Origin of the sequence: Undibacterium sp. CY21W (assembly GCF_014284265.1) — a bacterium.
In the GTDB taxonomy this organism is placed as follows: Bacteria; Pseudomonadota; Gammaproteobacteria; order Burkholderiales; family Burkholderiaceae_D; genus Undibacterium; species Undibacterium aquatile.
In genome coordinates, this window is record NZ_JACOGE010000007.1 from 76,615 (window position 1) to 89,783 (window position 13,169).

Annotated in this window: 12 protein-coding genes; 9 read left to right on the plus strand and 3 right to left on the minus strand. The window is 49.5% G+C overall.

Going from position 1 to position 13,169, the window contains the following annotated elements:
• Positions 1–103 precede the first annotated feature (103 nt).
• Positions 104–1,564 carry a threonine synthase gene (thrC, locus tag H8K29_RS15645; RefSeq protein ID WP_186898338.1) on the plus strand — a complete coding sequence of 487 codons (1,461 nt, stop codon included), beginning with the start codon at positions 104–106 and terminating at the stop codon, positions 1,562–1,564.
• 148 nt (positions 1,565–1,712) lie between these two features.
• Here the strand turns inward: thrC and H8K29_RS15650 are convergent, their stop codons facing one another.
• Together H8K29_RS15650 and H8K29_RS15655 are read right to left on the minus strand one after the other, a co-directional pair.
• Positions 1,713–2,630, minus strand: a complete 918-nt coding sequence (locus H8K29_RS15650) for an EamA family transporter (RefSeq protein ID WP_186898339.1) — start codon at positions 2,628–2,630, stop codon at positions 1,713–1,715.
• 80 nt (positions 2,631–2,710) lie between these two features.
• Positions 2,711–3,019 (minus strand): DUF1272 domain-containing protein, encoded by a 309-nt coding sequence (locus H8K29_RS15655; protein ID WP_186898340.1) that lies wholly within the window; start codon positions 3,017–3,019, stop codon positions 2,711–2,713.
• A 291-nt stretch (positions 3,020–3,310) separates the two neighbouring features.
• Between H8K29_RS15655 and H8K29_RS15660 the strand changes: the two genes are divergently transcribed.
• From H8K29_RS15660 to H8K29_RS15690, 7 genes are all read left to right on the plus strand, one after another.
• The gene (locus H8K29_RS15660) at positions 3,311–3,745 is read left to right on the plus strand and encodes a BlaI/MecI/CopY family transcriptional regulator (protein ID WP_186898341.1); all 435 of its coding nucleotides are present in this window, start codon (positions 3,311–3,313) and stop codon (positions 3,743–3,745) included.
• Complete coding sequence (locus tag H8K29_RS15665; protein WP_186898342.1) at positions 3,742–5,097, plus strand: M56 family metallopeptidase; 1,356 nt, start codon at positions 3,742–3,744, stop codon at positions 5,095–5,097. The genes H8K29_RS15660 and H8K29_RS15665 overlap by 4 nt, the downstream gene beginning before the upstream one ends.
• A 410-nt stretch (positions 5,098–5,507) precedes the next feature.
• Complete coding sequence (locus H8K29_RS15670) at positions 5,508–6,395, plus strand: PhzF family phenazine biosynthesis protein (RefSeq protein WP_186898343.1); 888 nt, start codon at positions 5,508–5,510, stop codon at positions 6,393–6,395.
• A gap of 132 nt (positions 6,396–6,527) precedes the next feature.
• Positions 6,528–7,649 (plus strand): bifunctional 3,4-dihydroxy-2-butanone-4-phosphate synthase/GTP cyclohydrolase II, encoded by a 1,122-nt coding sequence (gene ribBA / locus H8K29_RS15675; protein ID WP_186898344.1) that lies wholly within the window; start codon positions 6,528–6,530, stop codon positions 7,647–7,649.
• A gap of 83 nt (positions 7,650–7,732) precedes the next feature.
• Positions 7,733–8,230: a 6,7-dimethyl-8-ribityllumazine synthase gene (gene ribH / locus H8K29_RS15680; protein ID WP_186883573.1), complete on the plus strand. Its 498-nt coding sequence runs from the start codon at positions 7,733–7,735 to the stop codon at positions 8,228–8,230.
• Positions 8,231–8,331: 101 nt separating this feature from the next.
• Positions 8,332–8,793, plus strand: coding sequence for a transcription antitermination factor NusB (gene nusB / locus H8K29_RS15685; RefSeq protein WP_186883572.1), 462 nt, complete (start codon positions 8,332–8,334; stop codon positions 8,791–8,793).
• A gap of 83 nt (positions 8,794–8,876) precedes the next feature.
• Positions 8,877–10,055, plus strand: a complete 1,179-nt coding sequence (locus tag H8K29_RS15690; RefSeq protein WP_186898345.1) for a pyridoxal phosphate-dependent aminotransferase — start codon at positions 8,877–8,879, stop codon at positions 10,053–10,055.
• Positions 10,056–10,104: 49 nt separating this feature from the next.
• Here the strand turns inward: H8K29_RS15690 and H8K29_RS15695 are convergent, their stop codons facing one another.
• On the minus strand, positions 10,105–11,043 hold the full coding sequence (locus H8K29_RS15695) for a transglycosylase SLT domain-containing protein (RefSeq protein ID WP_186898346.1): 939 nt from the start codon (positions 11,041–11,043) through the stop codon (positions 10,105–10,107).
• Between the two features lie 486 nt (positions 11,044–11,529).
• Here H8K29_RS15695 and ubiD point away from each other — a divergent pair, with 486 nt between their 5' ends.
• Complete coding sequence (gene ubiD / locus H8K29_RS15700; RefSeq protein WP_186898424.1) at positions 11,530–13,014, plus strand: 4-hydroxy-3-polyprenylbenzoate decarboxylase; 1,485 nt, start codon at positions 11,530–11,532, stop codon at positions 13,012–13,014.
• Positions 13,015–13,169: the final 155 nt, after the last annotated feature.

Sequence of the window (13,169 nt, forward strand, 5' to 3'; positions counted from 1 at the left end):
ACGCCAGACTTACTTTCATTCGTTTTGCCTGGGTTTTGAGGGGGTAAGGGCGATATAATAGATGGAAAATTCATCTAACCTCTTAATATACTTCAGTCATCTTATGCAATACGCTTCAACCCGCGGACATGCCGCCGCACAAAATTTCTCAGAAATTCTCTTAGGTGGTCTGGCGCCGGATGGCGGATTGTATTTACCCACCAGTTACCCGCAAGTCAGCGGTGCTGAACTGGATGCATGGCGCGGTCTGTCATACGCCGGTCTGGCGTTTGAAGTGCTGAAAAAATTTGCGACTGATATTCCGGCAGACGACCTGAAAGCGATTGTTGAAAAAACCTACACCGCTGATGTGTATCGCAATGCGCGTCAGGGTGAAGACGCAGCGCAGATCACACCCTTGCGCGTGCTCGAAGATAAAGATGGCCGCAAGCTGATCCTGCAAGCCTTGTCGAATGGCCCGACGCTGGCGTTCAAGGATATGGCGATGCAATTGCTCGGTAATCTGTTTGAATATGCGCTGGCAAAAAAACAAGCGGAACTGAATATTTTTGGTGCCACTTCCGGCGATACCGGCAGCGCAGCTGAATATGCAATGCGTGGCAAAAAAGGCATACGCGTTTTCATGCTGTCGCCGCATAAAAAAATGAGCGCGTTCCAGACCGCACAAATGTTCAGCCTGCAAGATCCGAATATTTTTAATATCGCGGTCGAAGGCGTGTTTGACGATTGTCAGGATATGGTGAAGGCCGTTTCCAATGATCTGGCGTATAAAGAACGCCAGAAAATCGGCACAGTCAATTCGATTAACTGGGCACGTGTGGTCGCGCAAGTGGTGTACTACTTCCGTGGCTACCTGAGTGCAACGAGCAGTAATGCGCAAAAGGTGTCGTTCACTGTGCCTTCGGGTAATTTCGGCAATATCTGTGCCGGACACATCGCACGCATGATGGGTTTGCCGATTGATAAGCTGGTCGTGGCAACCAATGAAAATGATGTGCTTGATGAGTTTTTCCGCACAGGTGTGTATCGTGTGCGTAAATCAGCTGAAACCTGGCATACCACCAGCCCGTCGATGGACATTTCCAAAGCCTCGAACTTTGAACGCTTTATTTACGATCTGCTCGATGGCGATGCAGACCGGGTGAAAGCCTTGTTTGGCAAAGTAGAAACAGCGGGCGGTTTTGATTTGTCTGGTCAACCTGGCAGCGATGGCGACGAGTTCAAAAAGGTGGCCCGTTTCGGTTTTCAATCAGGCAAATCGGTGCATGCAGACAGGTTGAACACGATACGTCAGGTTGAAAAAAATTACGGCATCACTATCGATACGCATACCGCCGATGGTATCAAGGTCGCGCTGGAGCATATAGAAACCGGTGTGCCTATGATCGTGCTGGAAACTGCCTTGCCAGCGAAATTCAATGAAACCATCCGTGAAGCGCTGGGGCGCGATGCGGAACGTCCAGCCGGTTTTGAAAACATTGAAGCACTGCCGCAGCGCTTTGACGTGATGACGGCCGACGTGGAAAAAATGAAAGCGTATATCGCGGCGAACACCGGTTTGTAATTGCTTTCTAATAGGTTTGTAACTTCTGCTGATTGCCTGTTTATTGATGCGCCTTTCCGCAGGTTTTTGCCTGCTGAGGCGCATTTTTTTGAGAGTGTATTTTTTTCGACTGAGATTTTGTTTTTTGGGGTTTGTATGTGAGGGCTGATCAGCGGGAGCGGAAAATGTCCCGCAAGTGGTTCAGCAACCGCGACCCGAACACATTGATCAGCAAACCTCCCATCACGATCAGTGCACCGGCGATCTGCAACGCGCTGAGCGCCTCGCCGAGTAATACCCAGGCGGCAGTCAGGCCGATCACCGGCACCATCAAAGTCAGTGGCGCGACCATGTGCGTGGGCAAACTAGCCAGTAATCGTCCCCACAAAGTGTAGCCCGTCAGGGTGGCGGCGAACGCCAGATAAACAATGGTCAGCGCCGATGGCAGACTCATATTCATCAGGCTGTGACTGATCTGATCGGGGCCTTCAAACCAGAGTGACAGCAGGAAAAAAGGAATCACCGGCACCAGTGCGCTCCATGAAACCAGACTCAGTACGGCTGTCGGGCCGATTTTCTTACTGATCACATTGCCGCTTGCCCACGAAATGGCGGCGCAAATGGTCAGTGCAAAACCCGCTAAGGTGACCTGACTGGCCGAACTGGCGATGCTGGCGCTGCCGAGCAAGACCAGCCCTGTGCTGGCAATCAGCATCCCCAGCAGGTTGCTGGGGCGCAGCTTGTCGCCAAAAACGAGCGCCGATAAACCCACCGTAAAAAAAGCCTGCGCCTGTAACACCAGTGATGCAAGACCCGCTGGCATGCCTATCGCCATGGCGGAAAACAGAAAAGCGAATTGCCCCAGACTGATCGTCATCGCATACGCCACTAACAGTTTCAGAGACACTTTCGGACGCGGTAAAAACAGTATCGCCGGAAAAGCAACCAGCATAAAACGCAGCGTTCCCATCAGAAATGGCGGAATGCCGCGCAGGCCGATTTTGATGACGACGAAATTCATCCCCCACAAAAACACCACGATCAATGCCATCAGAAGGTGGCGGGGGCTAAGGCTGTTCTGCGACATATCGTCCGTCAAAAAAGGTGGGGAAGGTGGAGGGCTGCTTTCAGGTAGCTTCTGGTTCTGCTTATTTGAAAGTCAGCGTGTCAGCGTTGATCCGCAGCGCGTCCTTGCAAACGTTGCAGCAACTCTTGATGCGCAGCCAGATCAACTGGGCGGTATTTTCTGGCGGTGCTTGCCGGATAATTTGCCAGATCATTGCCGCCTTTCCAGTTCTGCGCCGGACGCACCGGGCGCGGGCTGAAACCTCCGCCGCAATTCGGGCAAACGTTATGCAATATCGTCTCTGCACAATCAGCACAAAAAGTACATTCAAAACTGCAAATCCGCGCATTGCTCGCGGCAGGCGGTAAATCGGTATCGCAATGTTCACAGCCGGGACGAAGTTCTAACATGATGATCAAAATGGTAGTTTCGAAAGTATGCGTTCAGCATAACAGCCTCTGTTGGCGATAAAAACATTTTTGCTTGTCTTTTACGGTCACCTTTAGTGTATGTGTATTTTTTGTCGATGTGCCTGATCCATGATTCTTATTTTTGTATCTGGACGATCAGATCGTATGTGGCGTGCAACTTCGCTCAGGACGTAGTTAAAACAACAGATAAATAGAGATATCATCAAATTACGAAAAGCTTCGTATATAATTACGATGAATTTCGTAATTAATATTTTGGAATGTGACTATATGAATCCTCCCACCCCTGCTGAGCTAGAAATTCTTGCCATTTTGTGGCGATTAGGTGAAAGTAAAATCCAGGCGGTAAATGATGAACTTTGCCAAATACGCCCTGTTGGTTACACAACTACTCTCAAGACCATGCAGATCATGGAGCAAAAAGGTTTGCTTGGGCGGCGGAGGGATGGTAGGAGTCATATTTACTACCCGCTTGAAAATCAACAATCGACCCAAGTGTCGTTGCTCGAGCGCCTATTGAATAGTGCATTTGCCGGATCGAAGACAGCGCTAGTGATGAGTCTCTTTGGAAATCAAGCTGTGAGTAAAGGTGAAGTCCTGGAGTTAAAAAAATTCCTGAATCAGCTTGAATCTTCCTCTCCAACAGATACTCAGCCTCGGAGCTCATTGAGTGCCCGTTTAATTGAAGACAAGGGAGGAAAATGATGAGTGTCGATGCCGAAACGATTTCTTCCATTGTTTTTGCATTGGGATGGACCGTCATTCATTCAATATGGCAGTGTAGTTTGATTGCTCTATTGGCGCTGGCAATTTCACAATTGACGGCGCTAAATAATTCCAGCCTGCGTTGTAATCTATACAGTCTTAGTATGGTGATTTGCGGAGCATGGAGCACACTCACTTTTTCTCAGTTGTATAAATCACGCGTTACACAAGACATAATCGCCCCAACGACAGGTCGTTTGAGCGAAACAATGGCTGCATGGTCAGCAAGTGAGTTGCCAGTTGAAATGCGCTTTCTGGTTTGGATAGCACTGTTCTGGGTCGTCGGCATCCTATTTTTTCTGATGAAATTAGTCACTGAAGTAATACGTAGCTGGCTATTGAAGCGGCAAAGTACAGAGATACGCAACGCCGAATGGCAGATCGCATTGGCACGATTAAAAAAGAATATCGGCGTAAGTAGAGATGTTGCTATTCGCTTGTCTCAGAAATTATCTATTCCATGTGTTGTCGGTTACTTTAATCCCATCATACTGTTGCCAAGCAGTGTATTTCTCGGTTTGAGTCCGCTGCAAATTGAGATGATTATCCTTCATGAATTGGCACATATCAGACGCAACGACGTCCTGATTAACTATGTGCAGATTGTGTTGAAAATCGTGTTCTTTTTTAATCCAGCATTGCTTTATCTTTCACGCTGCATCGATCTGGAGCGTGAGCATGCTTGCGATGATTTGGCGGTTCAGGCTTGCGGCGACGCTTTTTCATATGCGCGGACCTTGCAAGCGTGCGCGGAAATGAATTTATTGGTGTCGCATCAAGTCGCCTTTGGGAGTCAACTTTTTGAAAGGAACACGATGTTAAAGCAGCGCGTATTTCGTTTGTTTATGAGGGAAGTCAAATCGCAGCATGGCTTCAAAAAAACAGCCAGTGTTTTTGGTTTGCTTGTCTTATCTCTGACAATTACTAGTTGCAGCTTGTTGAAGTTGAATGAAGCTGATCTTGATATTCGTGGTAAAGGAGTGCGTTTTGAGATATCCATCAAGAGAAATGGTGAAATTCTGGCACAACCCGTACTGTTGTCTGAATTTGGTCAAAAAGCCAGTGTCGAAGTAGATAATCAGATAAAGATAGTCAGCATAGCGCAAAAACCTCAAGGTCAGCGTTCATATGTGGAATCGCTTATTTATCAAAACGGAGACAAGGGTTGGATTCTCATTCAGCAACTAGATATGTCTGCTGCTATTGCACAAACCCCCTCATTTGAATACACAACCCCAGACAAGCAATATCGCATCGTTATTAAACCGAGACTTGCAGATATTCCGCGCTAAGCAATTCATTTGGTTGCATCATGCGCGAAGCATTACGACGATTTTCTGCCGACTTTGTGAGGTTGAGAATTGCTCCTTGCCTGTCGATTTTTCGTGCCGATAAAATCAGTTCGACATGAAAAAAATCTGACTCATCAATAAAAATATGTGGTCATTTGATATTGCACGTTGAATTCTCAGGAAGAGTGCGCTCGTATGCGGTGGGGTACGGGTGTATTGCTCAAAAATAATACTCCCTGGAGTATGTTTTAAGCGCCTTATTTTATGCTGACAATAAGGCGAAAATTGCACATACTCCCTTCTTTTCTTGTTTTTTTGAAGTTTCCTGCGATGCGTGCAACATGCTTTGCGCTGGTCAGATGCGAGGTCATGCCGACCATCCATAGTCGTATGTCATAAGGTGAATGATGATGCGTAGCTACCCATACCGAATCCTGAATGTGTTTGCTGAGTCTGATTTTGGTGGTAATCCTTTGTGTGTGTTTGAACATGCCGAAGGCTTATCGGATGCTGAAATGCAGGCGCTGGCTTTGCAGTTCAATTTATCGGAAACAACGTTTATTCTGCCGTCCGACACAGCAACAGCACGCATGCGGATTTTTACGCCGGGCACAGAAATGGCGTTTGCCGGTCATCCCAGCATCGGTACTGCGCATGTCGTCTCTGCGCTTTGTCATGTGGGAGATGCAGCTGGAGATGCGCTGACGCTGGAATGTAAAGCGGGAATAGTGCCGCTGAACCTGCGTGATCAGGTCTGGGCGTTTGCCGCGCCGCAGGCGGTGCAGACGCGCGAGTGTGAGGTGAGTCCGGCAGAAATTGCCCGCTTGCTGGGCTTACGCGAAGACGACTTATTGTCAGCGCCGCTGTGGGTGAGTACCGGGTCTGATCAATTATTAGTTGCTCTGAAAACACCGGATGCAGTGCGTCGCGCGCGACCGGATGCCGCTTTACTGGATACCTGGCCTGTAAGCAGTCTGGGGCGGCGCACTGCGTATCTCTTTGCGTTTGACGCTGCTTTCGGTGCGGATGCGGCAAGCCGCCAGCCGGTGACTGCACGTTATTTCTTTGTCCGCCCTGAAGGTGGTGTTGGTGAAGACCCCGCGACCGGCTCTGCCTGCGCCAATCTGGGCGGCTGGTGGCTGACGTCAGGGCGTGATCTACCCGCCAGCCTCGTGGTGGAGCAGGGCGTGCAAATGCGACGCCCTAGCCAGTTGTATCTGGACGTGGCGCTTGATAAAACGATCAGGGTCGGCGGCAAAGTTGTAGAAATCGGTCGCGGCATGATTCAAATCAGCTAAAAAGACGGCAGAATCCGCAGAAAGCACGGGAAGTGTTTCTGGAAATCCTTTAAAATAGCGACTTCATTCAAATGCAGTCAGTGGAGCGCCGCCTCAAGCGCCGGTGCTGAGCCCACTACAGGATATTCCCCTATGAGCATGTCAAATACATTAGAAATCGTCGCAGAATTGCGCGCTGGACGCATGGTGATTCTGGTTGACGAAGAAGACCGTGAAAATGAAGGTGATCTGGTGATGGCAGCGGAATTCGTCACGCCGGAAGCGATTAATTTTATGGCGAAATATGGCCGTGGCCTGATCTGCCTGACATTGACAGAAGAACGTTGCGATGAGCTGAACCTAGCCATGATGACCAGCCGCAACGGCACCTCGTTCGGCACCAATTTTACGGTATCGATTGAAGCCGCAGAAGGCGTGACAACGGGTATTTCCGCCGCAGACCGCGCCCGTACTGTGCAAGTGGCGGTGGACAAGAAATCGACTGCGCATGACATCGTGCAGCCAGGTCACGTGTTCCCGTTAAAAGCACAAAAGGGCGGCGTGCTGATGCGTGCCGGCCATACGGAAGCTGGTTGCGATCTGACTGAAATGGCGGGGCTGACACCAGCTTCTGTGATCTGCGAGATCATGAAGGACGACGGCACGATGGCACGTTTGCCTGATCTGATCGAATTCGCTAAAGAACATCAACTGAAAATCGGTACGATTGCTGATCTGATTCATTACCGCAGTCAGACTGAAAGCATCGTCGATCGCGTTGCCGAACGTAAGATGGATACAGTGCATGGCAGTTTTCAGGCGGTGGTGTATCGCGACAAACCAAGCGGATCAGCGCATCTGGCTTTGATCCACGGTGATATTTCGGCAGAAAAAGAAACGCTGGTGCGCGTCCATCAGCCGGTATCGATACTTGATCTGCTGGAAAGCAAGGCGACCACGCATTCATGGAATATCGCGGCGGCGATGCAGACGGTGCAAGCGGCGGATTCCGGCGTCATCGTGTTGTTAAATTGCGAAGAAACTGCCGAGCAAATGTTTGATCAGTTTAAAGCGCTGCAAACGCCAGACAGCCGCCCTGCGACTGGTCGCGCTGCCCGCATGGATTTGCGTAACTATGGTATCGGCGCACAAATTTTGAAAGATGTTGGTGTACGTAAGATGAAGCTGTTGGCCAGTCCGCGTAAAATGCCTTCAATGACAGGGTTTAATCTGGAAGTAGTCGGTTACATGGATAAGCCGGAAGCAGCGCAATAATATTGTCGTCGTGCTCAGTTGTTTCTGGTTTCTAGTTTTTGTTAACCATCCCATTCAGGCGCGTCAGCGCGAGAGAGAATATTATGACAGTAGGACATTACGAATCAAATCTGGACGGCGCGGGTGTACGCGTCGGTATCGTGCAGGCACGTTTTAACGAAGTCGTCGGCAATGGCTTGCTGACAGCTTGTCTTGCTGAACTCGCACGTCTTGGTGTGATGAACGAAGATATTTTGCATGTCACTGTACCGGGCGCACTGGAAGTGCCGTTGGCATTGCAAAAGCTGGCTGAAACCAATCAATTCGATGCGTTGATCGCGTTAGGTGCTGTTATCCGTGGCGAGACTTACCACTTTGAGTTGGTATCGAATGAATCCGGTGCCGGCATCACCCGTGTTGGTCTGGATTCCGGCATTCCTATCGCGAATGCGATTCTGACGACAGAAAACGATGAACAGGCAGAAGTCCGCATGTTTGAAAAAGGCACAGATGCGGCACGGGTCGCAGTTGAAATGGCGAATCTGACCCTGGCGCTTGAAGAATTGGCAGAAGCCACAGAAGAAGTCGATTACGACGCTTAAGTTGTGTTCAGGCCGGCTTGCATCTGTATTGATGCAGGTTCGGCGCTGACACCGCAGTTGAAGAACAAGTAAGATCAAGCAAGAATTCAGCAAGAGAAAATATGAATAATAATTCCATACACGCCAATCCAAGTAAAAGCCGTTCACCACGTCACCGCGCGCGCGAGTTTGCGTTGCAAGGCCTGTATCAATGGCTGTTGAATAATGAAGATTCCGGCGTGATTGATGCGCATATTCGTCAGGCACATGGCTTTGATAAAGCGGATCGTGAGCATTTTGATGCCTTGTTGCATGGCGCGATCAATAATTCCATCGCCTTGCGCGAAGATTTTGCACCGTTGATTGACCGCACGATTGCTGAATTGTCACCGATAGAACATGCAGTTTTATTGATCGGTGCGTATGAGCTCAAAAATCATGTAGAAATTCCTTACCGTGTCGTGATTAATGAAGCGGTAGAGTTGACCAAATCTTTTGGTGGCCTTGATGGTCATAAATACGTCAATGGTGTTTTGGATAAGCTGGCCGCTAAATTGCGTCCGAACGAGGTCGCTGCGAAGTAATTCTTTATATTCCGGTAACACAGATCACACCGCCTCTTTTCTACGAAAGAAAACAGGCGGTTTTTTTTCAGGGTTTCATTTGTATGCATAATAATCTCGCCTCCCGTCTCGATCATATTGCCCCGTTTCATGTCATGGAGTTGATGAAGATGGCTTCGATGCTGGAAGAGCAGGGGCGTCATCTGATTCATATGGGGATAGGCGAACCGGATTTTACGGCGCCGCAGACAGTAATTGATGCTGCAGCTAAAGCGATGTCAGATGGACGTTTGCAATATACGTCCGCTCTCGGCCTGCCTGCTTTGCGCGAAGCCATTGCGACGTATTACTTGCAGCAATACGGTCTGACGATTCCGGCTTCACGCATTATTGTGACTGCCGGAGCCTCGGCTGCGCTGTTGCTGGCATGTGCGGCCTTGGTTGAGCCAGGCAAAGAAGTCTTGATGCCAGATCCTTGTTATCCATGTAATCGCCATTTTGTTGCGGCGTTTAATGGTCAGGCGAAACTGGTGGCGAGCGGCGCCGAGGATCGATTTCAGCTTTCCGATCAGATGGTGCGTCAGAACTGGGGTGACAATACCAGCGGCGTATTGCTGGCGTCGCCATCCAATCCAACGGGCACCTCGATCAGCACCTCCGAGTTGAAGGCAATCATTGCCAGCGTAAAGCAGCGCGGTGGCTTTACGATTGTTGATGAGATATATCAGGGCTTATCCTATGATGCAGCGCCATTTTCTGCGCTGTCGCTGGATGACGATGTGGTTGTGATTAACAGCTTCAGCAAGTATTTCAACATGACGGGCTGGCGTCTGGGCTGGATCGTTGTGCCGGAACGCATCGTGCCACAAATCGAAAAACTCGCACAAAATCTGTTCATCTGCGCGTCGTCTGTCGCCCAGCATGCAGCACTTGCCTGTTTTACGCCTGAAACAATGGCGATTTACGAAAACCGTAAAGCAGAGTTTAGGCGCCGTCGTGATTACATCGTGCCTGCATTGCGGGAGTTGGGTTTTGGAATTCCTGTGATGCCTGACGGTGCATTTTATGTCTATGCCGATTGCTCGCGTTTTACCGACGATGCTGACGCTTTTGCAAAGGAAGTCCTGACGCAAGCAGGAGTCGTGATAGTTCCCGGGCTGGACTTTGGTCCGGCGACAGCCAATACCTATGTGCGTCTTTCGTATGCGAATTCATTTGAGAATCTGCAAGAAGCCGTGGCGCGGCTCAGCCGGTTTTTGCAATCAAGACCAGCATACAAATAAAAAAAGCAGCCTGATGTAGCGTCAGGCTGCTTTTTTTTAGCGGAACAGCTTACAGCGCAGCAACCTGTTCGGTATGCGTTGTTTTTGCTTTTGCTTCTGTTGGTTCGGTTTTTATCGCCGGTGCCGCTTCCAGTGGGCGCGGTAACGGTGCTGCGGTCGCTGGTGCGGCAAATGTTGTCGGTACTTTCTTACCGGCAGAAACGTCTTTCAGGCGTTTATATTCGGTCAGAACCCTTGAGCCGTAGCCGGAATCAGAGTCAAAAGCCCCTGCGCCAACGTACATCTTCAGGCCAGCTTCAACAGAGCCAGTGCGTGACACATAGTCCTTCAGAATCAAAGCGCCGACTTTGATATTGGCGACCGGGTTCAATGCTGCTTTGACGCCGCCCATATCCTCAAATTTTTCGTGATGGACTTTGGACATGACCTGCATCAGGCCTTGTGCGCCGACAGGGCTTTCCGCGAACGGATTCAGGCCGGATTCAATTGCCATCACTGACAGGATCAGTAAAGGGTCAAGCTTGATTTCTTTGGCTGTCAGATACGCCGCTGACACCAGCATATTGGTTGCATCACTGGCGACGCGATAACGTTTTGATAACCAGTTGGTAACCCATTCCTGCTGGCGTTGATTGCCCAGCATTTTGGCATCTTCTTCAGAGTATCCAGCCGCATGTACGTTGGCACTGGTATTGACCTTGCCTGGTGCTTGCATCAGCATTGCAAGGCTTGGTGGGGGTACTTCTGCTTCGACAGTGTTTTCTGCCTCAGCGAAGGGAGACAGATTTTTAAATTTGTCAGCCAGTTCAGGTTTGATAAACATCATCGCCAGCATAGCGATGGAGGTGATACCAAAAGCCATGAACAGGTGGCGCATGGAAGTGATAAAACCGCTGGTTGTATCACGTGCTACTGATTGCAGCGCGGCGCGCTTCTCTTGTTTAGTTAAACTACTTTGTTGTACAGCTAAAATAAAACGTTGAAACATATTACCTCCTGAATATACGCGTCGCAAAAAAGCCGAACGACAAGCCGTTTGCAAATTTATACTTTCGCGAATCAGAAACATCGTCCTCGTCGCAAGTCGCGATCGGAAGACGCCGGAGCTGTTTATCAAATTAAGTCCGTCAGACTTGGTACTGGAGTGTCCAGTGATAAACAACTATTTTCGGGGGAAGGCAGACGCCTTTTGAAAACAATCCTTACAATGTTGTGTGGGGCCCGATCCCCGTGAATGATGTTACCGATATTGGCGAAACTTTCCTTGTATCGAAAGTGGCGGAAGTTTTGACTTCTGCATCAAGTTGGGCGAATTGTAGGGGCGGTTTTATATCGAGTCAATACTATCAAACTTGTTTTATATAACTTATAGGTATAATAAAATCTACCGCAATGCAGCAAAAATCAATAAAATCAAGCACTTGGCGAATTAAGCTTGATCATCTGATTCAGACATGTAAAAAAGCGAAAAATGATTAAATATTCTGATTTGAGAGATTTTATTTCTCAACTGCAACGAATCGACGAGTTAAAGCAGATCGATATCGAAGTTTCACCTCATCTGGAGATGACTGAAGTCTGTGACCGCACCTTGCGTGCCGAAGGCCCGGCGCTTTTATTCAACAAGCCGACTGGTCATCGCATCCCTGTGTTAGCAAATTTATTCGGCACGCCGCGTCGCGTTGCGCTTGGCATGGGCGCGGATGATGTCAGTGAGTTGCGCCAGATCGGCCATGTGTTATCGGCTCTCAAAGAACCGGAGCCGCCAAAAGGTCTCAAAGATCTGATGGGTATGGGGTCTTTGGTGAAAGCAGTGTGGGATATGGCGCCGAAAGAAGTTCGCGGTGCTAAATGTCAGGAGATCGTATGGGAGGGAAATGATGTTGATCTTTCCCGCCTGCCGATACAGCACTGCTGGCCAGGCGATGTCGCGCCGCTGATTACATGGGGATTGGTGATTACCAAAGGACCGAACAAGAAGCGCCAGAATCTGGGTATCTATCGCCAGCAGGTGCTGGGGCGGAATAAGGTGATTATGCGCTGGCTTGCTCATCGTGGCGGTGCGCTGGATTTTCGTGAGCACTGTATCGTCAATAAAGGAAAGCCATATCCAATTGCCGTGGCGCTGGGCGCTGATCCGGCGACCATTTTAGGTGCGGTGACGCCCGTGCCGGATAGTCTGTCTGAATATCAGTTTGCCGGTTTGCTGCGCGGCAGTCGCACTGAGTTGGTGACGGCGATCGGCAGTGAATTGCGCGTGCCTGCATCGGCAGAAATTGTGCTGGAAGGGCATATCTATCCTGATGAGAACCATGCATCTGGCTATGAGCACGCATTGGAAGGGCCGTATGGCGACCATACCGGTTATTACAATGAGCAGGATTGGTTTCCGGTATTTACGATAGACAGAATCACCATGCGTCGTGATCCTATATATCACTCGACCTATACCGGTAAACCACCGGATGAGCCGGCGATACTTGGCGTTGCTTTGAATGAAGTGTTTATTCCTTTGCTGCAAAAGCAGTTCAGCGAGATTACTGATTTTTATCTGCCGCCGGAAGGTTGCAGCTACCGTATGGCGGTAGTGCAAATGAAAAAATCGTATGCAGGTCATGCCAAGCGTGTCATGTTCGGCGTCTGGAGCTTTCTGCGTCAGTTCATGTATACCAAGTTCATCGTGGTGGTGGATGAGGACGTGAATATTCGTGATTGGAAAGAGGTGATCTGGGCCATCACCACCCGCGTCGATCCGGTGCGGGATGCCACGCTGGTCGATAACACGCCTATCGATTATCTGGATTTCGCCTCGCCAGTCAGCGGGCTTGGCGGGAAAATGGGGATAGATGCGACCAATAAATGGCCAGGTGAAACTGATCGCGAATGGGGGACGACAATCACGATGTCGCCAGAAGTGAAAACCCGGGTCGATCAGATCTGGCAACAGCTCGGGCTCTGAAGTATATTCAGTTTGCAGGTTCATCCGCTGCACCGTTCACATACTCGGGGGAGTATGGGTCTATATAGCTAGAAGGTCGTTTGTTATTAACGGCAAGTAGCGATATTTCCTACATACTCCCTTGATTGTGTGCTGCTACATATATATGAGCAACA